A 24,467-nucleotide genomic window follows, 5' to 3' on the forward strand; every position below is an offset into this window, starting at 1 on the left:
ACACCGATGGCTGACCAAAGCGCCCGCCTGGCCTTCATTTTGAGCCTGACCGATAAGGTCACCGCCCCGTTGGGCAAGGTGAAAATGGGCTTTTCTGACCTGGCCGAACAGAGCCAGAAAAACATCACCCAAATGGGCATCGGCCTGGGCGGGCTGGTGGGCGCCGGTATGGCCATCAGCGGTTCGCTGGAACCGGCTCTGGAGATGAACCGGGCTTTGGGCGAGGTTCGTTCGCTGGGCGTCGCAGAAGAGGCCCTGGATGCGCTGAACAAGAAGTCGCTGGAGTTTTCCGTGGCCTACGGCGAGAACGCCCGAGACTTCGTGGCATCGGCGTATCACATCGAGGGCGCCATCAAAGGCTTGAGCGGCAGTCAGTTGGCCACGTTCACCAATGCCAGCAACCTGCTGGCCAAGGCCACCAAATCCGACGCGGACACCATGGGCTCCTATGTGGGCACCATGTACAACCTGTTCAAAGGCCAGGCCGACGCCATGGGCAAAGGCGAATGGGTTGATGTTCTCACCGGACAGACGGCCACGGCGGTCAGATTGTTCCGCACCAGTGGCGAGCAGATCGGGGAAGCCTTCAAGGCCGCCGGCGGCCTGGCCAGCACTGCAGGCGTCAGCCTGGCGGAGCAAATGGCGGTGCTGGGCACTTTGGGCAGCACCATGGATGGCGGCGAGGCTGGAGGCCTGTACAAATCGTTTTTCGAGAACGTCAGCGATGCGTCCGAAAAGCTGGGCCTGTCGTTTGTCGACCAGCAGGGCAAGTTGCTGCCGATGATGGACATTCTGGACAAGCTCAAAGGCAAGTTCGGGGATCTGTCGATCGAGGCCAACGGCAAGAAGCTGCGCGATGCCTTCGGCGGCGAGGCGGCTCGCCTGATCACCACGTTGCTGGGCGACACCGAGCGCCTGAAAAACGGCATGGATCAGTTGGGCAATGTGCGTGGCCTGGAAAACGCCGAAAAGATGGCCATGGCCATGGTCGACCCATGGCAGCAGTTCGGCGCCGCCGTTGAAGCGCTGCGTATCGCGTTCGGCCAATCGCTGATGCCGATCATCCAACCGCTGATGGCCAGGCTTACCGCTGTGGCCACCACGCTGACGCGCTGGTCCCAACTGTTCCCCAACATCACTCGCGTGGTCAGCCTGGCTAGCCTGGTGATTTTGGGGCTTACGGCGGGTATGGCTGCACTGACCTTTGTCGTGGGCATCAGCAAGATGGTTTGGCTCGCCCTGGTGACGGTCTGGAAAGTGGTCCAACTGCTGCAGCTGCGCTCCGTGGCGGCATTTCTGCTGCAGGTGGCTACCGTCGCGTTGTACGTCACCGGTCTGACGCTCTTGTACACCACCATGGGCATCGTTCGAGGCGCCATGCTGCTGTGGCAGGGCGCTATCTGGCTGGTCAATGCAGCGCTGACGGCCAACCCTGTCGGCGTCATCGTGATGGGGATTGCGGCCCTGGTGGCCGTGGTCGCGGCTGCAATCATCTATTGGGACGACTGGACCGGCGCGCTGATGGACACCGAGGCGTTCAAGTGGGTGAGTGCCCAACTGACGGCCCTGTCTGACTGGTTCGGTTCCATGGGCGGCTGGACGGGCATGGCCAGTGCTGCGTGGGACGGCATCGTCAGCATTTTCAAAAAGGCGATCAATGGCCTGATCGACATGCTCAACAAAATCCCGGGCGTGCAGATCGACGCGGCGTTTGGCGACATGCCGGCGGCGCCGGATCTGCCGAGCATAAGCGCGCCCCAGGTCGAGGCGCCGTTGTTACCGAAACTGGTCAGCGCTCCCCAGCAGCAGCCCATAGCGGCCCCCCTGGTGATGCCTGCAGCACCGGAAACACCAGCCCCAGCTATGCCGGCGCTCAGCGCACTGGCGCCCCAGGCACAGGCGCCTGCCCTGGTACTGGCCCCAGTGCCGAAACCACCGGTCCAGATCGCACAGCCCAAGGCGGTTGTGGAGGCCCCGCGTGCGGTACCGGCATTGGTGACGGCTCAGACCATTCCGGTGCCGGCACCGGTTGGTCCGCAGCTTGCCGTGCCCAAGCCGGTGCTGCAGCCGCCGGCGCTCGTCACGGCGGCACCACCGACCCAAAAGGCCGAGCAAAGCCAGGAGCGCATCAACGGATCGGTGGCCAGCCTTTCACCCAAGCGACCAGATGCCGTACCCCGGGGCGGCCTGCTGAGCAGCATCCAGAACAACACCCAAACCCAAAACAAGGGCACCCACGTGGAGAACGTCAACATTCACACCGGTAAACCGATGAACCCGCTGGAGCTGGAAGGCATGTTGGCCATGGCGGTGGGCGGATGAGCGACTACATCGACCTACTGATCCTGGACAACGATCTGGCGCTGGACCCTTCCCGCCAGCCGGTGCTGATCGAGGACCGGGCCAGTATCGCCCAGGACATTGCCCACATGATCCGTGATAGCGGCTTGCTGGTCACATTGGTGGCCGAGCGCAGCAAGTTGCGTCAGCGCGACTGCATCCAGCAGCTGGAGCTGCTGGTGGAGTCCGACGAACGCCTGGTGCCCGGTACCGCACTGATTAACCAGGTGCAGCCTGGTCAGTACCTGGTCACCGCCAAAACCATCAAGTTTGGCCAGATCGAGGTGACGCTATGAGCGACGTGGACTTCAAGCAGGCGCTTGCAGACGCCGGCATACCCGTGACCGAAGACGGATTGCGCAAGGCCTGGGAAAAGGAAGTGGCGGCTCAGGGCAGCAAAATGAGCAACACCAGCGCTTACTCGCCTTTCTGGCGGGTAATGACTGCCCTGGTGACCAAACCGGTGCTGTGGCTGATCGGATTTATCAGCGACACCGTGCTGCCCAACTTCTTTGTGAAAACCGCGCGTGACAAGTGGCTGGACATGCTCGCCTGGGCGGTCAACATCGAGCGCAAAGGCGCGACCAAGGCCCAAGGCGTGCTGTTGTTTACCCGCGATGTGCCGGGTGGTGCTTTGAACCTGCCCGCCGGCATTGTGGTGCAGTCGGCGGCGATTAACGGGCATACCTATCAGTTGGTCACTACCCAGGCTGTCACCTTCGCAGATGGCGTACTGCAGCTGGAAGTCCCGGTGCAGGCCCTGGAAGTCGGCAGCGGCTACAACCTGGCTCCGGGTTATTACGCAATCCTGCCGGTGCCGATTGCCGGCATCGTCCAGGTGGTCAACGCGGACGGCTGGCTGATTGCACCTGGTGCAGATCCTGAACCGGACGACCAACTGCGTTTGCGCGTGCGCAACCAGTTCTCGGCGGTCAACCAATGGCACACCGATTCGGTCTACCGCGCCATGATTTCAGCCTTTCCGGGCGTGCGGCCCGATGGTGTGTATTTCCTGCATGGCGCGCCCCGTGGCCCGGGCAGCGCAAATGCCTACGTGCTGTTTGATGCAGACGTGCCGGCGGCGACGTACCTGGAGCAAATCAACGCCCATATCCGCGACCAGGGCAACCATGGCCACGGCGATGACTTGCTGGTGATGGTCATGCCCGAAACCCAGCACGCGCTGAGCCTGACCCTGTGGCCACGGCCACTTCTGACCGTTGAGCAGCGCGCCAAGCTGCAGGCGGAAGTGGAACAGTTCATTCGTGCGGCGTTCCGCGAGAGCGGCACGGGCGACTATCAGCCGACGCTGACCTATCCACAGTCGCGGTTCTCGTTTAGCCGCCTGGGCGAAGAGCTACACCAGCAGTTCGCCGGCATCGAGTCGCTGCATTTTGACAATGCCGACATCGTGTCAGAGCTGAGCATTCCCAGGATCAAAAGTCTGCAGGTGGCGCTTGCATGATCAAGCTCAATTTACCGTTCTGGCTCGACGGCCCGCAGCTGGCGAAATTGAAAGCCGCCGCACAGGCCTGGTGGGAAAAGGTTGAAGGCTGGCTGCAGTGGCCACTGCTGCAAATGGACGCCCAAACCTGCCACCTGACCATCCTCGATCTGCTGGCCTGGCAACGCGATATCAGCCGTTTCAAGGACGAGCCTGAAAGCTTGTACCGCCTGCGCGTCAAGTTCGCCTTCATCAACGCGGTCGACGCTGGCAGTACAGCAGGGCTCAAACGCATCCTGCAGCGCCTGGGCGTGGGCTACGTCGAGATTGACGAGCGTATGCCCGATCGGGATTGGGACGTGGTCATGTTGCGCCTATCCGACTCTCAACTGTCGCAAAACCCTGAGCTGTTGCGGGTACTGATTCAGCAATACGGTCGTACCTGCCGGCGTTATGACTTCGTGACCCTCACCCCCGTATCGCTGCGCCTTGTCGCGGCTGACTTTAACGATGATCAGCGAACGCTGATTGCCAGCCTGTAGGAGCCCCCATGGGAGCCAGCATTACCCTTGCAGGTGAAAGCCTGATCGCCCAAAAACTGGGATCGCAACAGCGTCTCGATGTTGCGCGTTTCATCTTTGCCAACGTGCCCGGGCTCAATCCTGCAGCACCGGTCGATCGGGCTGCCGGCAAGCCATCGGCGGCGCAAATCGTCCATACCTACACCATCCCGCCGCAAAACATCGGCTTTGTGAACCCGAACCAGGTGGTTTACAGCTCGATGCTGGGAAGCGACGTGGGGGACTTTGACTGGAACTGGATCGGCTTGGAAACCGCCGAGAACGTGTTGCTGGCCGTGGCTTACGTGCCGCTGCAGCAGAAGCGCAAGAACATTCCGCCGCTGCAGATTGGCAACAACGTCACCCGCAACATGCTGGTGGTGTTCGACGGCGCCCAGGCGCTGACCGGCATCACCATTGATGCCAAGACCTGGCAGCACGACTTTACCGTGCGCTTGAAAGGAATCGACGAGCGCGAGCGCCAGAGCAACCGCGACGTGTTTGGTCGAGCGTGCTTCTACCGCGACGGCCTGCAGGTAGAGAAGGTCGCGGCTGGATATCAGCTCAAACCAGGCCTGGCGTACATCGAGGGTATTCGCGTCGAGTTGGCCAGCGCCTTGCCGATCCTGCCGCCGGCGTTACCTTCGCCGGTATGGTTGGACGTATGCCTGCGCCGCGAGCTGAACGACGTGCTGGCCAGCTGGAAAGTGGTGTTTGCCCCCAACCAGGTCGACTACCTGGACACCGATGGTGCCTGGCATTACTGCATCCCCTTGGCACACCTGGTGAACGCCAACCAGGTCAACGATCTGCGTGTGGTCGCCCCGATCGACGGCCCACTGGTGGACCACTTCGCCGCCAAGGTTGGCCATTACCCAGATTTACGATCAGGCTCTGCCACTCGGTTGGCCACCCCCCGCGCAATCAATGGAGTGGCTTTTGACGGTACGCAGGACATTGCGGTGCAGGACGCCACCAAGCTGCCGCTGAGTGGTGGGACGATGATCGGTGATGTGGTCTATGCGGCTGGCAATTATTTTGGCAGTGCCTGGGCACGCGGGATGACGTTTACGTCCGGCGGGAAAATTGTCGGCAGCATTGGCGGCTACGGCTCGTCCACCGGTTTCAAATCCCTGTTCATGGGCTTGGGCACTGATGGATACCTGACTGGCAACGGCGTGCGCGTTTCGGACGCTGGAGTGGCGATTACGGGACAGATATCCGGCGACGGTGGCGGACTGGTGAACCTTAACGCCGGCGCGCTCACTGCCGGCACGGTGCCCCGGGTAAACCTGTCCGGCTCCTATGACATCAAGATCACGGGCAATGCCGGTACCGCTACCCGCCTGGAAACGGCGCGTCAGATCAATGGCGTGGCCTTCGACGGATCAAAGAACATCGCGATCGTTGATGACTCAAAGCTACCGCTTACCGGTGGTCAACTCACCGGTGGTTTGCGGTTCAACACACCCTTGATTGGCGGCGCATTTGCCAGCTGGCAAGAACGGCAAACCGCTATTCAGGTTGACTGCCCCCAAAACGTTGCGGCGTACTCCGTTTGGAAAGCAACCAATTGGGCTGAGCGCCACCTGGCGGCAATGGATGTCCATTCGGGCGGCACGTCCAGTTCAAGGGCGTCTGTCGTGATTCATGTCGGAGCCACTGCCAACGCCTTAACGTTAGACGGCGCCGGGAACCTGACCATCAGAGGCGCCTACTATGGTGATGGCGGGCAGTTAACCGACTTGAATGCCAACGCTCTGACCCTTGGAACGCTGCCCAAGGCCCGTTTGAGCGGCACCTACGAAATAGCTGTATCGGGCAATGCCACCACCGCGACGAAGCTGGAAAAACCGCCCCTGATCAATGGCGTAAGGTTCGATGGAACGACAAACATCGCGATTGAGGACGGCTCGAAACTACCTCTCACCGGCGGATATCTGACGGGAACAACGCGGTTTGACTTCCGCGCCATGGCGGGGGCGTTTATCGACTGGCGTACGCGATCCCCCGCTGTACAGGTCGATTGCCCTGAAAACGGCTACGCATACCTGATGTTGAAAGCCACCAACTGGAACGAACGCCACCTTGCATCTGTAGACGTCTATTCAGGCGGCGGCAGCAATACGCCGGTGCAAGTCGTCACCCATGTGGGGGGCACCAACAATGCAATGACGCTTACCGAAGGCGGCAACTTGTCGGTGGCGGGGATGTACAGCGGCAATGCCGGCGGCTTGACCAACCTGCCCCAAGCAACCCCGGACATACCTGGGGCGGTTTTCAAGAACACAGCGTCCCTCAGTCCGACCGGTTGGTGGAAGTGCGCGCAGACCGGGCTGATCCGCCAGTGGGGGATCACGCTGGGTGCTTCGGACAAGGTGACACACCGTAGTTTTCCGATCGCCTTTCCGAACCGGTGTGTATCCCTCGTCGCGTCTCGGACCAGTCTTTTTTATGACGACGTGGCCTCGGGCACCAACACCTTGATCGTCAGCAACACTCAATTTTCCGTGATTTCTGGCCCTTTCAGTTCGCCAGATGAAATTTATTGGGAGGCCACTGGTTACTGATTATGACTCTCTATTTTCATGCACCTACCGCCGGCTTTTACGACACCCGCGCCCATGGCGAGCGCACCGTGCTGGTGGCTGATCCAAAGTGGAAGCGCCCAATGATCAGCATCCCTGACCCAAACTGGATGGCGCCCGAAGGTTCTACGCAGAAGGCGCCGACAATCAAAATCCAAGACCCCAAGGCCACGCCTCCGTTGGTCGAAGTTCCAAACCCAACGTGCAACCTCCCGCCTGCCAGCGAACTACTGGAAATTACGTTGAGTGAATACCAGGCACTGTTTGCGGCCCAGGCCATGGGCAACGTTATCAGCGCGGTCAAGGGCCGGCCCGTGGCGGTCGACCCGCCCCCGCTGACTTGGGATCAGCGTAAAGCCGAGTACCTGGCCAGCGTGCAAGCGCATCTGGACACTACCGCCAAAAATGCCGGCTACAACGACCTCAAGGACGTGATCACCTATGCGGATGAACCTGCAGTACCGAAGTTTCAGGCTGATGGTGTGGCGTTTCGGGCTTGGCGCTCGCTGTGCTGGGCATTCTTCTACGACCAGTTGACGGCGATCGAACAAGGCAAGCGCAAGACCCCGACCAGCGCCGAGCTGGTGGCCGAATTACCCGCCCTGGTGTTGCCAAATGCCTGACATGAGCTGGTCACCGGTGGCGATGCGCTGGCCCGTACAAGCCACCGAATGGATGGGGCAGCTGTCCACTGCACAAAATCTGGCTGGCGGTGAGCTGGCCAGCACAGCCATGCGCCTGGCAGGCCTCAAGGACATCACCAGCACCAATCCGGGCCCGGTGGGTAACGCTGCCCAGGGTGCGATCACTGCAGGTCGCTCAGCGCTCGACGAACAGATGGGCGAGGCGCCGGCGTGCCTGGTGGTGACGCCGTTCCAAAGTAGCATTGGCCAAGGGCGCGGATATCAGCGCTTTCTGTCGGCGCCGAACTTGTTGCAGCACCTGGCGGCCAAACTGGTCGACGCCAGCGACAGCGGGCGCCCGGACACGACACAACACGCGCTGTGCGTGATGTTCCTGGCTACCCGCCTCGATCAACTGGCCGACAGCCTGGCACGCTTCAATGCCTTGCTACCGATGCCCGACCTGGTGCGGGCCGAGCGCCGTGCACGCCACCTGTCCAAGCTGGAGACGGAAAAGTGGGAGATCCCCGCCGCCGGCACATTGCCGCGTTGGCAGGCGCTACCCCTGGAACGCTGCACGGTCGTAAAAGCCGCGCAGCAGTCCATGGCCGGCCAGATCGCCGTTCTGGAAAGCTATGCTGCTGACAGCTCGCCCATGGCGGATCTGGCAGCGCTGGCCACACGCAAGGTGGCCCAGCAAAAGAGCCGCGACCAGCAGTTGGCCAACCTCAAAGCACAACTGGCCGGCGGCCATCCCGACAACAGCATGCGTGCACGCCTCATCGGCCCCGGCAACGCCGCCGAACTTCGCAAGGCGCTGCTGTCGGGTGACGCCCCGGGCCATGAATGGGTTTTGTGTGCCGGCACTTTGCTGGTCGGATCTGAAAAGGGCCTGAGCTTTGTCCAGGAGCTGGTGGGCCTATGACCTTACTCCTGGACGGGCAGGAGGTTCGCGGCAAGAACCTCAAAGTCACCGGTAATTTGCGCATAGAGAGCGACGATTTGTCGGGGCAGACCAGCAACACCGACAAAGGCCACAAGGGTTTCAAGCCCAAAACCCTGACCGTCACCCTGATGATTCCTTTCGTTGACCAGGTGCAGTTGCGCGAACTGATGCGCCTGGTGGAAGCGACCGAAGCCGGTGGCCAGCTCAAAACCTACCGTATCGTCAACGACACCGCCGCAGCCTTCGGCATGCGCCAGGTCACCTTCACCGAGGGCGTCAGCGCCCGCGAAGACGATAACCTGCGCGGATGGCTGATCCAGTTCACGCTGACAGAGAAACTGTCGAACCCGGAAAAAGTAGAGGGACGGCGATCAAGCAACGCCGTTACGGCCCAATCTGGCCCAGGTGGCGCGGTTGGAGGCGCCGCCGGCGAAGGTCAAGGCGCCGCCACGGAACTGACCGGTTTTGAAAAAACCCTGCAGAAAATTGACACCTGGCTGGGCGGGCCCACGACATGAAGCTGCACAAGGTGCTGACGGTCGGCGGAACGCCGCATGTCCTGGTCAAAAACGAAGTCCGGCTGGACGCCAAGAGCCCCGGGCGGGCTACGTTCACCATTCAGGCCAAGGCACCGGTAAAGGGGCTGGTGACGCTCGATATCGGCTACAACGAAAACACTCTGCAGCGGCACTTCATTGGCTACGTCGAGCGCTCCAGTACGGCCAGCAGCACCCAGCAGGTGCTGTTCTGCCGAGAACTGGCCGCGATTCTGGCCAACCCGATGCCGTTGAACCTGCGCCACGTCGACCTGCGCGCTGTCCTGGGCGAAGTCAGCCAACACACCGGCCTGCGCTTTCGCGTGCCCGAACAGCCATATGCCAGCGTCAAGGCGCCATTTTTTTACAGCCTGGCCGCCGGCTATCAAGCGATGGACAGCCTGGCCCGGGTATTCAACATCCCCGACTTTATCTGGCAACAGCAGGGCGACGGAGAGGTGTTTGTGGGCAGTTGGGCCGACAGCTTTTTTGGAATTCGCTCGCCGCTGCAGCTGCCGGTGGAGCTATTCGAAGATTACCAGGGCAACCAAAGCGCAATGATTGCGGCCCTTCCCGGGTTGCGACCAGGTGCAACGATCAACCACGGCGAGCGCATCACCAGTGTGGCGCTCATCGACAACCAGATGGCCATCCGATGGACGACGCAATCCGCCGCAGCGTAGAGCGGCAATTCCCTGAACTCACCGGCGGTTACCACCTGCCACGCTTTGCCCGGGTTGTCGGAGTGGCAGACGCCCCTGCCGGCGCCGGGATTTGTGACGACTTCCGCCCACGTTATGCGGTCGACGTCGAAGTCCTGGGGCCGGATGGTGAACCAGATCCCGCACTGCCGATTCTGACCGGCGTGCCTTTGCCGCTTCCCACCGGCGGCGAGGAAATGGGCATCTATGCGTTCCCCGAGGAAGGCACCCAAGTGGTGGTGTGCTTTGCCTACGGCCTACCGCACAAGCCGTATATACAGACGATCCTGCCCCACGGCCTGAGCATGCCCAGCGTGCCGAAAGGCGATCAGGTGTGGCAGCACAGCGAGGCTTGTCAGCAGCGTGTCGATGCCGATGGCAACTGGCTGCGCCAGACGGATGGAAAGATCCAGGACAAGGCGATCGAGCGGGAAGTGGAGGCGATGGGCAACAGCGAGCGCTTCCAAAGCCATACCAGGACGGTAGACGATCACTCAACCGAGTCTGTGGGGGGCATCAAGCAGATCGAGGCGCTGGGGGCAATGAAGCTGCTGTCAGGCGGATCTGCGAGCCTGGCGGCTGTGGATGATCTGCACCAGGCGACCGGGCGCGACTTGAACCTGGTGGTGGGACAGAAGCACAACGCCACGGTAGGCGCCAATATGGAGGAAAGGATCCAAGGGCTACGCAAGAGCGTGGCGGCTGTGAGTCAGAGCTTAGTGGCTCCCCATACCTGGTTAGGTTCTGGAGAGGTGAATGCATTGCGGGTGCTATGTGATCTTATTGACCTTATTGAGCAAATGAATAGCCAAATTGCAGGGCATATGCACGGCCCTAGTCCTGCTCCCAGCAACTCGGCTGCTTTTATACTTAATGCGGATATAGCAAGCCGGCATGCAGCAAGGCTCAAGAGCATAGTGCTTTAGTATAATTAAATAATAAAGCTAGCTAGCCTACTGCTTCAGGAGCCCTCTTATAAAACTCTAGCTCTCGAGATAAGTGCTCAGCTATTCCAGTGCATAGGCGTAGTACATCTCTGTTGAAATCCATGACTTCCCGTGGAGTTACTTGCTCCTCCCAGTTTTCACCATGCGCTATCCTATTTCGTTTTTTTAACAGTTCTTGGATTATCCCAACATAACCAACATCACGCCTTTGTTTTTTGGGGATCCATTTTCCATCAATAATATCTATGATCTTTTGATGAAGAATTAAATCCCCGTTGACGGCCAACCCTATAAGGTTATTTAACTGCTGACTCTGACTTACTGTTGTGTAGGTGGTTTCCAGCTGAAAATCTTTGGCACTAAGTTTATCTATTATTTCTGGTATGCCTATATTTTGAAACAGACTTTCAACTATATCTACAGAGGGATTTCCTTTAGTTTTCCCAATGGCCTCTTGCAAAAAAGGAAAGTGCGTATCGCGACTTATACAATCTTTGAGATTTAAAATTTTAGGAAGTGCTTTGTTTCTATTTTCTGTAATGCTATGCTGTACAACCGAAAGGAGAAGTTCATCTCCTGCTCTATTAAGCGGAAGCTTGAGATCATTAAGTTCACCGACAAACTCCTCGATCAATTTTTTTAAAAAACCCTCGAAGTAACCAGTCAGAAGAACTAGTGCAGCTCTCGTCATTGTGTTAGCTGCCGATCTTCTAGGCGACGAATCATTTAGCTCACCCAAGACCGCACCAATCTCGCCACCTTGCAGCATCACTTCTGCTAATTTCGCGACCAGATCGGTTTCTTCAATTTTTAGTTTCAGTTCCGTTAAGCAATGGAATGTCATCCGTCTCGTTCCTTGTGCTCAAGCAAATAGATATTTGCACAATTCTTCTGTTCGGCGAATGGCTGTTGCCTTTTTTGCTGTACCTTGGAAGAGCGTACTCCAGTACTTATCGTCAGAAAAAGCGTCCATAACCTTACCTCGATTCATACGACCTATTTCACCAGCCTCAACTAGCCTTGAAACGCCAATCATTTGCGACTCATAGATAGCACCGTTGATTAGCGTATGAGCGAAGCGATCATCCTTCCCCCTTACTACAGGGCGCCGAAATGCTGTACCAGGCCCAAGATGCTCCTTGATAAGTGCAATGGTTGTTTCGAAAAGCTCCTGCAATTGATGACGGCGGCTTTCCGTAAGCGATCTATTTTGCTCCATGTAATTATTTAAATACTCAGTATAGTTCCCTGGATAATCGGCTCCTTCATGAAGATCTCTGTAGGCAAAAAACCTCAGGATCAACTCCTCGGCCTTCATGTTTTTTTGATGGTTCTCGGGCAAAGCAACCATCTCAAGAAAGTCAGCATTTCTAGCTAAAACTTTAATTAGGTCATTAAAATTCCCATGAAAAATAGAATTTCTAACTTCCTGTTCAGTTAGGGATGAACTGCCAGTATTTAGCCGCTCAAAAACTTCAAACTTTAACGCCTGATCGGACTCATTCAGAACGACTATGCATCGTATGGGGCGCTTAGTTATAGCAGATCTATCAATTCTATTTAATTCCGTAAATTTTTTTCCGTTAAGATCTGGCCGCAACTTTAATCCGTTCAACATTAGCTCTTGCCCAGCTTCTGGCCGAATGAAGTTCAGCAAAGAAGTTAGTCGTTGCTGACCATCAATTACGCTAAATGTTCCGTCCGCCTCTTCCGCAAAATATACAACGGGAACGGGGATATTCATAAGAATAGACTCAACAAAACGCGAAGCTTTGTCTTCTTCCCAGCGATAAAGCCTTTGATAATCCGGATTAAGGGTTAACTCACCTTCTACTACCATATCAACCAACTGTCTAACAGCGTAATCATACTGTTGAATAAGTACTTTTCGCTCATTTACAGCAGAGTAAGGCTCGTCGTCAATTACGTCTAAGCCCGCGGGGGTTTCATGGTCTACTTCGGCTTCACTCATTTCATAGCTTCCTGAAAGGTACATGTTTGCGATCCGTACAGGCCTATCAAAATATCACCCAAACAAAAAAATGATAGATAAAAACACTTATCCCCCTCCCGCCGACGCGCTTTGCGTCAGAAAAAAGTGCAAAGGCCCGAGGCAGTGCAATGCCTGGGCACAGTAGGCCCAGCGCGGGCCACGGGGGATCAGAGTGCATTGCACGGTGTGCAAAGGTTTGAAGCGCTATGCAAGCGGGTACAGTCGAATGTGTCCACAATGTGTCCACACTCAAAGCAGATATCCTTCCCCAATGCTTACCAATATCCAATAAAATCAGCACAATGGCAGACTTTACCAGTCGGCATGGGCATTTTTTTGGGGCTCATAATCCTTTGGTCCACGGTTCAAGTCCGTGTGGGCCCACCAACTCCAAAAGCCGCGCATTGCGCGGCTTTTGTGTGTCTGGAAGTCTGTAACATGTAGCCCACTGCCCTCAGCACTGGAGTGCCCACTTTGCCCGTCCTCGATGAAATCGACCGTCAACTGATCGCCGCCCTGCAGATCAACGCTCGTGAAAGCGTGGCGATGCTTGCGCGGCAGCTGGGTATCGCGCGCACCACGGTGACGTCGCGCCTGGCACGCCTGGAGAAGACCCAAGTGATTACCGGTTATGGCGTGCGCCTGGGCCAGCGGGTAGTGGACGGCGGTTTGCAGGCTTATGTGGGGATTACCGTGCAAGCGCGCTCGGGCAAGGATGTGTTGCGCAGGCTGAGTGCCATGGCGCAGGTCCAGCAGTTGTGTGCGGTCAGCGGTGAGTTCGATTACGTGGCGTGGCTGCGCACCGATTCGCCGGAACAACTGGATCAATTGCTGGACCAGATCGGCAGCGTCGACGGTGTCGAGAAAACCACCACCTCCATCATCCTCAGCAGTAAATTGGACCGCGGCCAGCCAATCTGACCACTTGCTTCGTCACCTTGACTAAAAACAATTCAATCCGACGACACTTTGCGTCTTATTAACGAACACTGCGCTCCCTAAACTGGCTGCCATCTTTTCCTATACTCCACGGGACGTGCCCCGCCGAGTCGCCAGCCAGGTGTGCCATGAACGAAGCCAACCAAAAGACTTTCCAAAAGCCCAATCGCCACCCTGCAGACGGCAAAAAGCCCATCACCATCTTCGGCCCGGACTTCCCGTTTGCCTTTGACGACTGGATCGAACACCCCGCCGGGCTGGGCAGTATTCCCGCCGCCCAGCATGGGGCTGAAGTCGCCATTGTCGGCGCCGGGATCGCCGGGCTGGTGGCCGCTTACGAGCTGATGAAGCTGGGCCTGAAACCCGTGGTATACGAAGCCTCGAAGATGGGCGGCCGCCTGCGCTCCCAAGCATTTGAAGGCGCCGAGGGCATCATCGCCGAACTGGGCGGCATGCGTTTCCCGGTGTCCTCCACCGCGTTCTACCACTATGTGGACAAACTGGGCCTGGAAACCAAACCCTTCCCCAACCCGCTGACTCCGGCCTCCGGCAGCACCGTGATCGACCTCGAAGGCCAGACCCACTACGCGCAAAAACTCTCCGACCTGCCGGTGCTGTTCCAGGAAGTTGCCGACGCCTGGGCCGATGCCCTGGAAGCCGGCTCGCAGTTCGGTGATATCCAACAAGCTATCCGTGATCGCGACGTACCGCGTCTCAAGGAGCTGTGGAATAAGCTGGTGCCGCTGTGGGACGACCGCACTTTCTACGACTTCGTCGCCACCTCCAAGGCCTTCGCCAAGCTGTCGTTCCTGCATCGCGAAGTCTTCGGCCAGGTGGGCTTCGGCACCGGTGGCTGGGACTCGGACTTTCCCAACTCCATGCTGGAAATCTTCCGTGTGGTCATGACCAACTGCGACGATCACCAACACTTGGTGGTCGGTGGTGTGGCGCAGGTGCCCATGGGTATCTGGCGTCATGTACCGGGGCGCTGCGCCCACTGGCCGGCGGGTACCAGCCTCAGCTCGCTGCACCGGGGCGCGCCACGGGCCGGGGTGAAGCGTATTGCCCACGCCGCCGATGGCCGTTTCGCCGTCACGGATAACTACGGCGACACCCGCGAATACGCGGCGGTGCTGACCACCTGCCAAAGCTGGCTGTTGACCACCCAGATCGAGTGCGACGAAAGCCTGTTCTCGCAAAAAATGTGGATGGCCCTGGACCGCACCCGCTACATGCAATCGTCGAAAACCTTCGTCATGGTCGACCGCCCGTTCTGGAAAGACAAAGACCCGGAAACCGGCCGCGACCTGATGAGCATGACCCTGACCGACCGCCTGACCCGGGGCACTTACCTGTTCGATAACGGCGACGATAAACCGGGGGTTATCTGCCTGTCGTACTCCTGGATGAGCGACGCGCTGAAAATGCTCCCGCAGCCCATCGATAAGCGCGTAAAACTGGCCCTCGACGCCCTGAAGAAGATTTACCCGAAGGTCGACATCAAGGCGCGCATCATCGGCGACCCGATTACCGTGTCCTGGGAAGCCGACCCGCATTTCCTCGGGGCCTTCAAAGGCGCGTTGCCCGGCCACTATCGCTACAACCAGCGCATGTATGCGCACTTCATGCAGAAGGACATGCCCGCCGAACAACGTGGGATTTTTATCGCCGGCGACGATGTATCCTGGACCCCGGCCTGGGTGGAAGGCGCGGTTCAGACCTCGCTGAACGCGGTGTGGGGCATCATGACTCACTTCGGCGGCCGCACTCATCCGGAAAACCCAGGCCCGGGTGATGTGTTCGATGAAATCGGGCCGATTGCTTTAGCGGATTAAGGAGTCAAGCATGCGTGTCGCCCTGTACCAATGCCCACCACGACCGCTGGATGTGGCCGCCAATCTCAAACGCCTGCATCAAGTGGCGCACGAGGCCTCGGGCGCCGATGTGCTGGTGTTGCCGGAGATGTTTCTCAGCGGCTACAACATCGGCGCCGAAGCCGTTGGCGCACTGGCTGAAGCCCAGGACGGCGCGTCGGCACAGGCAATCGCCGCACTGGCCAAAAGCGCCGGGTTGGCGATTCTGTATGGCTACCCGGAACGGGCCGATGACGGGCAGATCTACAATGCCGTGCAGTTGATCGACGCCCACGGCCAACGCCTGTGCAACTACCGCAAGACTCACCTGTTCGGTGATCTGGACCACTCGATGTTCAGTGCCGGGGAAGATAATTTCCCGGTGGTGGAGTTGAATGGCTGGAAGCTGGGGTTCCTGATCTGCTACGACCTGGAGTTTCCGGAAAACACTCGGCGCCTGGCCCTGGCCGGCGCCGAGTTGATCCTGGTGCCCACCGCCAATATGGTGCCATTCGACTTTGTCGCCGACGTCACCGTGCGGGCGCGGGCCTTCGAAAACCAATGCTATGTGGCTTACGCCAACTATTGCGGGCATGAAGACGAGATTCAATATTGCGGGCAAAGCAGCATTGCGGCGCCGAACGGCCAGCGAATCGCCCAGGCCGGGCTGGATGAAGCCTTGATTGTGGGCGAGTTGGATCGCCGCTCAATCCTGGAGGCCCGCGCCGCCAATCACTACTTGCAAGACCGTCGCCCGGAGCTCTACGGCGTGCTGAACAAACCCTGAGCCAGCCGGTTTGCCGGCGGTTTGTTAACATGTCCACACCCTACGTTTCGGAAGTGTCCATGCCTGCCCCGGCCCACCCTCATCATCGTCATCTGACCCTGGCCAATGGCCTGCAGGTTTCTCTACGCCATGCACCGCGCTTGAAGCGTTGCGCCGCAGCCCTGCGGGTGGCCGCCGGCAGCCATGATGCGCCTTTGGCGTGGCCGGGATTGGCGCATTTTCTGGAGCATTTGTTGTTTCTGGGCACCAAGCGTTTTCCCGCGAGCGACGCCTTGATGGCGTACGTGCAGCGTCACGGCGGCCAGGTCAACGCCAGCACCCGGGAGCGCACCACCGACTTCTTTTTCGAGTTGCCTGTGTCGACCTTCGCCGAGGGGCTTGAGCGACTGGCCGAGATGCTCGCTCATCCACGCCTGGCAATTGAAGATCAACTGCGTGAACGTGAAGTGCTGCACGCGGAGTTCGTCGCCTGGTCGCAGGATGCCCAAGCGCAACGGCAGGTCGCACTGCTCGAAGGTCTGGCCGATGATCATCCGCTGCGGGGTTTTCATGCCGGTAATCGCGACAGCCTGCCCGTGGAAAGTGAGCTGTTTCAGCAAGCGCTGAGGGCATTCCACACCGACTTCTATCAGAGTGGGCAGATGACCCTGAGCCTTGCCGGCCCCCAGCCGTGGGACGAACTCGAAGCGCTGGCGCGGCGGTTCAGCGAACAGCTGGCCGCCGGGGCTGGCCACCCACAGGCCGCTCCGCCGGCGCTGATGCGCGACCAGGCCACGAGTTATCAGCACACTGCCAATGGTCACCTGCACCACGTCATTGCCTGCGATGTACCACGCGAAGCCCTGGAGTTTCTCTGTACCTGGCTCAACAGCGCAGCGCCCGGCGGGTTGCTGGCTGAACTGAAAAATCGAAAGCTGGCCAGCACATTGCAGGCCTCGGTGCTTTATCAGTTCGCTGGGCAAGCACTGCTGGATATCAACTTTGCTCTCGACACCCACGCTGATTCGGCGGCGCTGATCGAGATGTTGTTGCACGACTGGCTGAGCTTTTTCGCCCACAGTGACTGGACGTCACTGCGCGAAGAATTCGCCCTGCTGGCGGCGCGTCAACTTCAGGTCCAAGGCGCCCTGGCGTTGGCGCGGCACGAAAGCCAAGCGCTGTCGGAGCACAGCGTCAGTGCCTTGAAGGCCCTGCTTGATTCACTGCAGCTGAAGCCCGCCCAGCACACTTGGCAGTTGCCACCCGGCAACCCCTTCCTGCGCCCGCCCGTCAAAGAAGAACGCGCCGGCCTGATTCGCGGCCAAACCAGCGCCCATCGCGGCCTGCGCACCTTTGCCCAGGATCGTTCCCGAGGCCGACGCGAAGCCTCCGCGCTGACGTTCAGCAAAGCCTTGGCTGATGACACCGAGGAAGGTGCGCTCTATCTGCATTGGCAGTTTGATTCAAGCCTCCCTGCCGGGCTGGAAAGCGCATTGCAGCCGTTGCGGGACAACGCCCATCAGGCGGGCGTCGAGTTATCGTTCGAAACCCTCGCCAATGACTGGTGGGTGAAAATGACCGGCCTCCACGAGCCGATGCCGGCCGTGCTCGAAGCCTTGGCGCACAACCTTAACCTGCCCGTGGCCCATGAGACGCCCTCCAACGCAGCGCCGCTGATTGCTATCCGAGCACTGCTCAAGGCGCTCCCGGCTTGCTGTGCCGGTGCTCGCAGCGAACCTCGCGTGACGCCGGCAGCGTGGAACACCGCCCGCTGGCAAGGGTTGGGCCTGGGGTTGCCTGCCGCATGCGAAGCCGCGATCAAAAGCGCTGCCGCTCGTTTGCCTGGGCAGCCCGCGAGCATCGAGTACCAACACCCGCCCATCGGTGGTCAACGTCTCTGGCACGCGATGGCAACGGCGTCCGACGAAGCGGCATTACTGCTGTTTTGCCCGGCACCCACACAATCCCTGGAGGACGAGGCCGCGTGGCGCCTGCTCGGGCATCTGTTGCAGGGGCCTTTCTACCAACGCTTGCGCGTCGAGCTGCAAGTCGGCTACGCCGTATTCAGCGGCGTGCGACAGATCAACGGGCAAACCGGGCTGCTGTTTGGCGTGCAGTCCCCCAGCGTTTCCCTCGCCGGTATCGTCGAACACCTGCAAACCTTTCTGACACAACTGCCGTCGTTGATCGAGGGCAGCGCCGACCTGGGGGGCCAGGACCTGGCCCGGCAGCTCACGGCACTTTCTGTCGCCCAAGCCGCCGAGCAGCTTTGGCACGCGCAGTTGGCCGGCCATTCGTCGGGATATCTGGAGCGGCTTGAACAACTCATCCGATCTCGCACGCGTGAAGATTTACTGCAGGCCGCCCGGCAACTCAACAATGCCTCGGGCGGCTGGCGCTGTGTCGCCAACGGCCCACGTATCAGCGATCACTGGCAAGCCGCAGGCTGATCATTGCCAGGCCTGCAAAAGGCTTTTTCTTTCGAGACAGCGCTAACTTGAGAAGAATTGCGTAATATTCATACGCAGTATCTGAACATCTCCGACAGGAGGTGGACTATATGTAGTAGTTGGTAGTGAACGTCCCATCCTTTGGTAGGAGTATGAATATGACCTGGTCCAAACCTGCTTACACTGATCTGCGCATCGGTTTCGAAGTCACCATGTACTTCGCCAGCCGTTAATCCGCTGGGTAATACAACGCCTCGGTTCGCCCGGGGCGTTTTTGTTTTGAGCTTTGCTTGATGGAGCGACCATGTTTGTCCAGATTCTAGGTTCCGCCGCCGGCGGTGGTTTCCCACAGTGGAACTGCAACTGCGTGAACTGCGCAGGTTTTCGTGATGGCAGCTTAAAGGCCCAGGCCCGCACCCAGTCGTCCATCGCGATCTCCGACGATGGCGTGAACTGGGTACTGTGCAATGCCTCGCCGGATATCCGGGCGCAACTGCAAGGCTTTGCCCCGATGCAACCCGGCCGTGCCCTGCGCGACACCGGCATCAGCGCGATCATCCTGATGGACAGCCAGATCGACCACACCACCGGCCTGCTGAGCCTGCGTGAAGGCTGCCCGCACCAGGTGTGGTGCACCGACATGGTCTTTGAGGACCTGAGCACCGGTTTCCCGTTGTTCACCATGCTCACCCATTGGAACGGCGGCCTGGTCAGGAACCGCATCGAGCTGGACACCGGCTTCACCATCCCGGCTTGCCCAAACCTGCGTTTTACCCCGTTGCCACTGCGCAGCGCTGCGCCGCCCTACTCGCCACACCGCTTCGACCCGCACCCAGGCGACAACATCGGCCTGATCGTCGAAGACCTGCGCACCGGCGGCAAACTGTTCTACGCCCCGGGACTGGGCAAGGTCGACGCGCCGTTGCTGGAGATCATGGCCGGTAGCGATTGCCTGCTGGTGGATGGCACGATGTGGGATGACGATGAAATGCAACGCCGTGGCGTCGGCACCCGTACCGGCCGCGAGATGGGCCACCTGGCGCAGAACGGCCCCGGCGGCATGCTCGAAGTGCTTGCGCAGTTGCCTGAACAGCGCAAGGTACTTATCCACATCAACAACACCAACCCGATTCTCGATGAAGACTCCCCCGAGCGGGCCGAGTTGGTGCGGCGCAATGTCGAAGTGGCTTACGACGGCATGAGCATCGAACTGTAGGAGCGGGCTTGCCCGCGAAAAACTCAAGGGCACCGCGCGCCCGTCATCGCTAACCACCTTCGCGAGCAAACTCGCTCCTACAGGAGACCTCTTATGACTGAAAGACCGATGAACACCGCAGAATTTGAAAAGGCCCTGCGGGCCAAGGGCGCCTTCTACCATATCCATCACCCGTACCACGTGGCGATGTATGAGGGCCGCGCCACCCGCGAGCAGATCCAGGGTTGGGTCGCCAACCGCTTCTACTATCAGGTAAATATTCCGCTGAAAGACGCGGCGATCCTGGCCAACTGCCCGGACCGCGAGATTCGCCGCGAGTGGATTCAACGCCTGCTTGACCACGACGGCGCTCCCGGCGAAGACGGCGGGATCGAAGCCTGGTTGCGCCTGGGCCAGGCGGTCGGCCTCGACCCCGATCAACTGCGCTCCCAGGAGTTGGTGTTGCCCGGTGTGCGTTTTGCGGTGGATGCCTACGTCAACTTCGCCCGTCGCGCCAGCTGGCAAGAAGCCGCCAGCAGTTCGCTGACCGAGCTGTTCGCCCCGCAGATCCACCAGTCGCGCCTCGACAGTTGGCCGCAGCATTACCCGTGGATTGATCCAGCCGGCTACGAATATTTCCGCACGCGCCTGGGCCAGGCCCGTCGCGACGTGGAGCACGGGCTGGCGATCACCCTGCAGCACTACACGACTCGCGAAGGCCAGGAGCGCATGCTGGAAATACTCCAGTTCAAACTGGATATTTTGTGGAGCATGCTGGACGCCATGAGCATGGCCTATGAACTCAACCGCCCGCCCTATCACAGCGTGACCGAGCAACGGGTGTGGCATAAAGGGATCACCCTATGAGCTTTGATCGCAGCAAAAAACCGACCTGGCGCCAAGGCTATCGCTACCAGTACGAGCCTGCGCAAAAAGGCCATGTGTTGCTCTATCCTGAAGGCATGATCAAGCTCAACGACAGCGCCGCCTTGATCGGTGGCTTGATCGACGGTGAGCGCGACGTCGCGGCCATCATCGCCGAGCTGGAAAAACAATTCCCCGGTGTGCCTGAACTCGGTGAAGACATCGAGCAATTCATGGAGGTCGCCCGTGCTGAGCACTGGATCAACCTTGCCTGAAAAACCCGCTGTCGGCCTGCCGCTATGGTTGCTCGCCGAGCTGACTTACCGCTGCCCGTTGCAATGCCCGTATTGCTCCAACCCGCTGGATTTTGCCGAGCAGGGCAAGGAGCTGAGCACCGAGCAGTGGATCAAGGTGTTTCGCGAAGCGCGGGAAATGGGTGCGGCCCAACTGGGGTTTTCCGGCGGTGAACCGCTGGTGCGCCAGGACCTCGCAGAGCTGATCGCCGAGGCACGCCAGTTGGGGTTCTACACCAACCTGATCACCTCCGGCATCGGCCTCACCGAACAGAAAATCAGCGACTTCAAAAAAGCCGGCCTGGACCATATCCAGATCAGCTTCCAGGCCAGCGATGAACAGGTGAACAATCTGCTGGCCGGCTCGAAAAAAGCCTTCGCGCAAAAACTGGAAATGGCCCGTGCGGTCAAGGCCCATGGCTATCCGATGGTGCTGAACTTTGTCACCCATCGGCACAATATCGACAAGATCGACCGTATCATCGAGCTGTGCATCGCGCTGGAAGCCGACTTCGTCGAACTCGCCACCTGCCAGTTCTATGGCTGGGCACAACTCAATCGCGTGGGGTTGCTGCCGACTAAAGAGCAGTTGGTGCGCGCCGAGCGCATCACTAACGAATACCGTGCCAAGCTTGAAGCCCAAGGGCACCCCTGCAAGCTGATCTTCGTGACCCCGGACTACTACGAGGAGCGCCCAAAAGCCTGCATGAACGGCTGGGGCAGTCTCTTTCTGACGGTGACACCGGACGGTACCGCCCTACCCTGCCACGGCGCCCGACAGATGCCGGTGCAATTTCCGAATGTGCGCGATCACAGCATGCAGCACATCTGGTACGACTCGTTCGGCTTCAACCGCTTTCGCGGCTATGACTGGATGCCCGAACCGTGCCGTTCGTGTGACGAAAAGGAAAAGGACTTCGGCGGCTGCCGCTGCCAGGCCTTTATGCTGACCGGGGATGCGAGCAATGCCGACCCGGTATGCAGCAAGTCCGAGCAGCACGGCATCATCCTGCAGGCGCGGGAGGAGGCCGAACACGCTACTCAGACCATTGAGCAACTGGCCTTTCGCAACGAGCGCAACTCACGACTCATCGCCAAAGGCTGACGGCCTCAGCGCTTGGCGATGATGTACACCGCATGCACGATGCCCGGGATGTAGCCGCACAGGGTCAGCAGGATATTCAGCCAGAACGCGCCACCGAACCCCACTTGCAGGAACACGCCCAGTGGCGGCAACAGGATGGCAATGATGATACGAATGAAATCCATAGGGTCAGCTCCAGAAAATCGGCTCGTGTGAGCCGTGTAGCTAATCGACCGTGGGGGTTTGCGAGGGTTCAGTGGGTTCTGGCATTGGGCCATCTTCAAGCCAGAATTTCCAACCCGTGCTTCTTTACGATGCTCAGCAACTTGAGCGCCATGCCGCTGGGCTGTTTCTCACCAGATTCCCATTTTTTGACCGTGGAGGCACTGGTGTTCAAGTAACGCGCGAAAACAGGTTGGCTCACATGGCTGCTTTCACGCAGCTGCTTGATCTGTTCGGCTGGAATTTGCGCCGGGACCGTTGCAAGGCACATCTCGTCGAACTCACGTAGAGTGGTTTTGCTGATTGCCCCTATCGAGTGCAGCGCCTGGGCCGATTTATGAACAGATTCCAGCGCTTCACTTTCATACTTTTTGATCATGATGTATCTCCACAAACTCCTTGAGGTCCAGTAGTTGCTGGACTTGTGCCGCGCTTAAAGCTTCCCACAAACATACCACTCAGTGGTATAGACTAGAAACGCGGGCACGCAAAATCTCTCTGCCCCCTCGTCGGCAGTCCTTGCCGACGCTTGCCAAAAAGCCATTGTTTTCACTGATGCTCAATCAACAATTTCAGTCCAAAAATTTCGCAGACAAAAAAACGCCCCCAGCCAAAAGAATCAGGCTGGAGGCGCCGCGTAGGCCGCGAGACGGTTCAGGAATAAGGGATTAAACGGCGATGCCCTTGCGGCATTGCAGTTGTGCGGTACGCACGCGAGAAAAGGCGCGGGCCAGGCGCAGGAGCATTTCGTCGATGTTGCTTTTGCTCACGGTCAGCGCCGGAGTGAAGCGCAGGCAGTTAGGTTGCGGGGCATTGAGGATCAGACCTTCGTGCAGGGCGGCCTTTACGACGGCATCCGCAGAATCATCCGACAACGTCAGGCCCCACATCAGACCCTGGCCGCGTAATTGGCCGTGGTCGTAACGGTAGGCCAGGCGGGCGAGACCTTCGCCGAGGTAACAGCCAGACTCACGCACCTGCTCCAGGAAACCGTGCTCCAGCACCGTATCGAGAACCGCCAGACCGGCCGATGCCATCAGCGCATTACCATGATGGGTGCCCTCCAGCTCGCCGACCTCGAAGCAGCAGGCTTTGCCGCGCGCCAACAAGGCCGCCAGCGGCACGCCACCGCCCAAGCCCTTGCCGAGCATGATGATGTCGGCGCGTATACCGTACTGCTGTTCAGCAAGTAAGGCGCCACAGCGACCGATGCCCGTTTGCACTTCATCAAGAATCAGCAGGATGCCCAGCTCACGGCATAGGCGCTCAACCCCCTTGAGGTAGTGCTCGGTGGCGGGAATCACGCCGGCTTCGGCCTGGATAGGTTCCAGCATGATGGCGACAGTACCGGCATCCACGGCGGCGTGCAGGGCGGGTAGATCGTTGAACGGCACATGGCTGAACCCAGGCAACTGCGGTTCGAAACGGTTGTCACAGCCGCCCGACGACGCCGACATGGCCGCGAAGCTGCGGCCATGGCAGCCGTTGCCCGCGGTGATGATGCGGTAAGCACTACCCCGATGCAGTTGGCCCCATTTGCGTGCCAGCTTGATCGCCGCTTCGCAGGCTTGCGCGCCGCTGTTGAGCAGGTAGCCCTGGTCGCTGCCGGTGTGTTCGCACAGGCGCTCGACGAGGTTGAGTTGCAGGCGGTTGTACAGGCCATTACCCGGGTTGATCAGTGCTTGAGCCTGATCCGAGAGCGCCTTGATCAATACCTGCGGGCTGTGGCCGAGGCTGTTGGCGGCACCGCCCTGGCTGAAATCGAGGTAGGCGCGGTCATCACTGTCCCAGAGCCAGGAGCCCTGGCCACGCACGAACACCTGTGGCGGGCGCGCAACGGTGGGCATCAGGCGCGCGCTGGAAAGGTCATTGCCGGCAGTGTCCAGAATCAGATCGTCCAGGCTCGGCGCGGGGCGACGGAACAGATTCACAGCTCACCTCCAATAGCAACCCGACCTTGATCGGTGCTGGGTGCCGACACTGCCTTGCGGTTTTTTGTCTTGCCTATGTAAACGCTATCAACATAAACGCTGTTCATTGCCCGATCCGGCCCTGTACGCCCTGTGAATAGGCGCTAGACTAGGCGTCTGCAGGGCCGACGGCCATTTCGATTTTCCAGCTTT

Annotated in this window: 24 protein-coding genes; 19 read left to right on the top strand and 5 right to left on the bottom strand. The window is 59.2% G+C overall.

The genetic code is table 11. From position 1 onward, the window contains the following. The first annotated feature begins 6 nt into the window (after positions 1-6). The 10 genes from C9383_RS15875 to C9383_RS15920 are packed head-to-tail and all read left to right on the top strand — an operon-like array spanning position 7 to position 10,664. Entirely contained in the window at positions 7-2,322 is a 2,316-nt protein-coding gene (locus tag C9383_RS15875; RefSeq protein ID WP_090368439.1) for a phage tail tape measure protein, read from the top strand. Further along, on the top strand, positions 2,319-2,636 hold the full coding sequence (locus C9383_RS15880; protein WP_090368437.1) for a DUF2590 family protein: 318 nt from the start codon (positions 2,319-2,321) through the stop codon (positions 2,634-2,636). The genes C9383_RS15875 and C9383_RS15880 overlap by 4 nt, the downstream gene beginning before the upstream one ends. Beyond that, entirely contained in the window at positions 2,633-3,805 is a 1,173-nt protein-coding gene (locus C9383_RS15885; RefSeq protein WP_090368435.1) for a baseplate J/gp47 family protein, read from the top strand. Before C9383_RS15880 ends, C9383_RS15885 begins: the two co-directional genes overlap by 4 nt. Beyond that, complete coding sequence (locus C9383_RS15890) at positions 3,802-4,326, top strand: phage tail protein (RefSeq protein WP_090368433.1); 525 nt, start codon at positions 3,802-3,804, stop codon at positions 4,324-4,326. The genes C9383_RS15885 and C9383_RS15890 overlap by 4 nt, the downstream gene beginning before the upstream one ends. 8 nt (positions 4,327-4,334) lie before the next feature. Next, on the top strand, positions 4,335-6,914 hold the full coding sequence (locus C9383_RS15895; RefSeq protein ID WP_090368430.1) for a phage tail protein: 2,580 nt from the start codon (positions 4,335-4,337) through the stop codon (positions 6,912-6,914). 2 nt (positions 6,915-6,916) lie between these two features. Next, complete coding sequence (locus C9383_RS15900) at positions 6,917-7,555, top strand: hypothetical protein (RefSeq protein WP_090368428.1); 639 nt, start codon at positions 6,917-6,919, stop codon at positions 7,553-7,555. A gap of 1 nt (position 7,556) precedes the next feature. Next, on the top strand, positions 7,557-8,480 hold the full coding sequence (locus tag C9383_RS15905) for a hypothetical protein (RefSeq protein ID WP_090372299.1): 924 nt from the start codon (positions 7,557-7,559) through the stop codon (positions 8,478-8,480). Beyond that, positions 8,477-9,019 carry a baseplate complex protein gene (locus C9383_RS15910; RefSeq protein WP_090368426.1) on the top strand — a complete coding sequence of 181 codons (543 nt, stop codon included), beginning with the start codon at positions 8,477-8,479 and terminating at the stop codon, positions 9,017-9,019. The genes C9383_RS15905 and C9383_RS15910 overlap by 4 nt, the downstream gene beginning before the upstream one ends. Further along, the gene (locus C9383_RS15915; protein ID WP_090368424.1) at positions 9,016-9,720 is read left to right on the top strand and encodes a hypothetical protein; all 705 of its coding nucleotides are present in this window, start codon (positions 9,016-9,018) and stop codon (positions 9,718-9,720) included. Before C9383_RS15910 ends, C9383_RS15915 begins: the two co-directional genes overlap by 4 nt. Then, a complete protein-coding gene (locus C9383_RS15920) occupies positions 9,693-10,664 on the top strand; it encodes a hypothetical protein (protein ID WP_090368421.1) in 972 nt (323 codons plus the stop codon). Before C9383_RS15915 ends, C9383_RS15920 begins: the two co-directional genes overlap by 28 nt. Before the next feature lie 22 nt (positions 10,665-10,686). On the opposite strand, the gene C9383_RS15925 is transcribed toward C9383_RS15920, so the two are convergent. Both C9383_RS15925 and C9383_RS15930 read right to left on the bottom strand, forming a co-directional pair. Further along, positions 10,687-11,529: an MAE_28990/MAE_18760 family HEPN-like nuclease gene (locus C9383_RS15925; protein ID WP_090368419.1), complete on the bottom strand. Its 843-nt coding sequence runs from the start codon at positions 11,527-11,529 to the stop codon at positions 10,687-10,689. Positions 11,530-11,547: 18 nt separating this feature from the next. Continuing rightward, positions 11,548-12,657 carry a DUF262 domain-containing protein gene (locus C9383_RS15930; protein ID WP_090368417.1) on the bottom strand — a complete coding sequence of 370 codons (1,110 nt, stop codon included), beginning with the start codon at positions 12,655-12,657 and terminating at the stop codon, positions 11,548-11,550. A gap of 495 nt (positions 12,658-13,152) precedes the next feature. Here C9383_RS15930 and C9383_RS15935 point away from each other — a divergent pair, with 495 nt between their 5' ends. The 9 genes from C9383_RS15935 to pqqE all read left to right on the top strand — a co-directional run bounded on the left by C9383_RS15935 (position 13,153) and on the right by pqqE (position 22,143). After that, positions 13,153-13,599 carry an Lrp/AsnC family transcriptional regulator gene (locus tag C9383_RS15935; protein ID WP_060757265.1) on the top strand — a complete coding sequence of 149 codons (447 nt, stop codon included), beginning with the start codon at positions 13,153-13,155 and terminating at the stop codon, positions 13,597-13,599. Between the two features lie 146 nt (positions 13,600-13,745). Beyond that, positions 13,746-15,452: a flavin monoamine oxidase family protein gene (locus C9383_RS15940; protein ID WP_090368415.1), complete on the top strand. Its 1,707-nt coding sequence runs from the start codon at positions 13,746-13,748 to the stop codon at positions 15,450-15,452. Positions 15,453-15,462: 10 nt separating this feature from the next. Beyond that, positions 15,463-16,257 (top strand): carbon-nitrogen hydrolase family protein, encoded by a 795-nt coding sequence (locus C9383_RS15945; RefSeq protein WP_090368413.1) that lies wholly within the window; start codon positions 15,463-15,465, stop codon positions 16,255-16,257. Between the two features lie 59 nt (positions 16,258-16,316). Beyond that, complete coding sequence (gene pqqF / locus C9383_RS15950; protein WP_090368411.1) at positions 16,317-18,686, top strand: pyrroloquinoline quinone biosynthesis protein PqqF; 2,370 nt, start codon at positions 16,317-16,319, stop codon at positions 18,684-18,686. Positions 18,687-18,844: 158 nt separating this feature from the next. Next, a complete protein-coding gene (gene pqqA / locus C9383_RS15955) occupies positions 18,845-18,919 on the top strand; it encodes a pyrroloquinoline quinone precursor peptide PqqA (RefSeq protein WP_003194766.1) in 75 nt (24 codons plus the stop codon). 71 nt (positions 18,920-18,990) lie between these two features. Beyond that, on the top strand, positions 18,991-19,902 hold the full coding sequence (gene pqqB, locus C9383_RS15960; RefSeq protein ID WP_060757261.1) for a pyrroloquinoline quinone biosynthesis protein PqqB: 912 nt from the start codon (positions 18,991-18,993) through the stop codon (positions 19,900-19,902). 93 nt (positions 19,903-19,995) lie between these two features. Beyond that, on the top strand, positions 19,996-20,748 hold the full coding sequence (pqqC, locus tag C9383_RS15965; protein ID WP_060757260.1) for a pyrroloquinoline-quinone synthase PqqC: 753 nt from the start codon (positions 19,996-19,998) through the stop codon (positions 20,746-20,748). Then, positions 20,745-21,020 carry a pyrroloquinoline quinone biosynthesis peptide chaperone PqqD gene (gene pqqD, locus C9383_RS15970; RefSeq protein ID WP_060757259.1) on the top strand — a complete coding sequence of 92 codons (276 nt, stop codon included), beginning with the start codon at positions 20,745-20,747 and terminating at the stop codon, positions 21,018-21,020. Before pqqC ends, pqqD begins: the two co-directional genes overlap by 4 nt. After that, positions 21,013-22,143 (top strand): pyrroloquinoline quinone biosynthesis protein PqqE, encoded by a 1,131-nt coding sequence (gene pqqE / locus C9383_RS15975; RefSeq protein WP_060757258.1) that lies wholly within the window; start codon positions 21,013-21,015, stop codon positions 22,141-22,143. Before pqqD ends, pqqE begins: the two co-directional genes overlap by 8 nt. A 5-nt stretch (positions 22,144-22,148) precedes the next feature. Here the strand turns inward: pqqE and C9383_RS15980 are convergent, their stop codons facing one another. From C9383_RS15980 to C9383_RS15990, 3 genes are all read right to left on the bottom strand, one after another. Continuing rightward, a complete protein-coding gene (locus C9383_RS15980; RefSeq protein WP_003228885.1) occupies positions 22,149-22,307 on the bottom strand; it encodes a YqaE/Pmp3 family membrane protein in 159 nt (52 codons plus the stop codon). Positions 22,308-22,402: 95 nt separating this feature from the next. Further along, the gene (locus C9383_RS15985; RefSeq protein ID WP_060757257.1) at positions 22,403-22,723 is read right to left on the bottom strand and encodes a helix-turn-helix domain-containing protein; all 321 of its coding nucleotides are present in this window, start codon (positions 22,721-22,723) and stop codon (positions 22,403-22,405) included. 289 nt (positions 22,724-23,012) lie between these two features. Beyond that, positions 23,013-24,275, bottom strand: a complete 1,263-nt coding sequence (locus C9383_RS15990) for an aspartate aminotransferase family protein (protein ID WP_090368409.1) — start codon at positions 24,273-24,275, stop codon at positions 23,013-23,015. Positions 24,276-24,467 lie beyond the last annotated feature (192 nt).

It is taken from the genome of Pseudomonas palleroniana (genome assembly GCF_003031675.1).
Classification (GTDB): Bacteria; Pseudomonadota; Gammaproteobacteria; order Pseudomonadales; family Pseudomonadaceae; genus Aquipseudomonas; species Aquipseudomonas palleroniana.

Excerpts from the sequence above, each read along its gene's own strand:
- C9383_RS15875 (WP_090368439.1), top strand. The coding sequence starts at position 7 with ATGGCTGACCAAAGCGCCCGCCTGGCCTTCATTTTGAGCCTGACCGAT.
- C9383_RS15880 (WP_090368437.1), top strand. The coding sequence starts at position 2,319 with ATGAGCGACTACATCGACCTACTGATCCTGGACAACGATCTGGCGCTG.
- C9383_RS15885 (WP_090368435.1), top strand. The coding sequence starts at position 2,633 with ATGAGCGACGTGGACTTCAAGCAGGCGCTTGCAGACGCCGGCATACCC.
- C9383_RS15890 (WP_090368433.1), top strand. The coding sequence starts at position 3,802 with ATGATCAAGCTCAATTTACCGTTCTGGCTCGACGGCCCGCAGCTGGCG.
- C9383_RS15895 (WP_090368430.1), top strand. The coding sequence starts at position 4,335 with ATGGGAGCCAGCATTACCCTTGCAGGTGAAAGCCTGATCGCCCAAAAA.
- C9383_RS15900 (WP_090368428.1), top strand. The coding sequence starts at position 6,917 with ATGACTCTCTATTTTCATGCACCTACCGCCGGCTTTTACGACACCCGC.
- C9383_RS15905 (WP_090372299.1), top strand. The coding sequence starts at position 7,557 with ATGAGCTGGTCACCGGTGGCGATGCGCTGGCCCGTACAAGCCACCGAA.
- C9383_RS15910 (WP_090368426.1), top strand. The coding sequence starts at position 8,477 with ATGACCTTACTCCTGGACGGGCAGGAGGTTCGCGGCAAGAACCTCAAA.
- C9383_RS15915 (WP_090368424.1), top strand. The coding sequence starts at position 9,016 with ATGAAGCTGCACAAGGTGCTGACGGTCGGCGGAACGCCGCATGTCCTG.
- C9383_RS15920 (WP_090368421.1), top strand. The coding sequence starts at position 9,693 with ATGGACGACGCAATCCGCCGCAGCGTAGAGCGGCAATTCCCTGAACTC.
- C9383_RS15925 (WP_090368419.1), bottom strand. The coding sequence starts at position 11,529 with ATGACATTCCATTGCTTAACGGAACTGAAACTAAAAATTGAAGAAACC.
- C9383_RS15930 (WP_090368417.1), bottom strand. The coding sequence starts at position 12,657 with ATGAGTGAAGCCGAAGTAGACCATGAAACCCCCGCGGGCTTAGACGTA.
- C9383_RS15940 (WP_090368415.1), top strand. The coding sequence starts at position 13,746 with ATGAACGAAGCCAACCAAAAGACTTTCCAAAAGCCCAATCGCCACCCT.
- C9383_RS15945 (WP_090368413.1), top strand. The coding sequence starts at position 15,463 with ATGCGTGTCGCCCTGTACCAATGCCCACCACGACCGCTGGATGTGGCC.
- pqqF (WP_090368411.1), top strand. The coding sequence starts at position 16,317 with ATGCCTGCCCCGGCCCACCCTCATCATCGTCATCTGACCCTGGCCAAT.
- pqqB (WP_060757261.1), top strand. The coding sequence starts at position 18,991 with ATGTTTGTCCAGATTCTAGGTTCCGCCGCCGGCGGTGGTTTCCCACAG.
- pqqC (WP_060757260.1), top strand. The coding sequence starts at position 19,996 with ATGACTGAAAGACCGATGAACACCGCAGAATTTGAAAAGGCCCTGCGG.
- pqqD (WP_060757259.1), top strand. The coding sequence starts at position 20,745 with ATGAGCTTTGATCGCAGCAAAAAACCGACCTGGCGCCAAGGCTATCGC.
- C9383_RS15980 (WP_003228885.1), bottom strand. The coding sequence starts at position 22,307 with ATGGATTTCATTCGTATCATCATTGCCATCCTGTTGCCGCCACTGGGC.
- C9383_RS15985 (WP_060757257.1), bottom strand. The coding sequence starts at position 22,723 with ATGATCAAAAAGTATGAAAGTGAAGCGCTGGAATCTGTTCATAAATCG.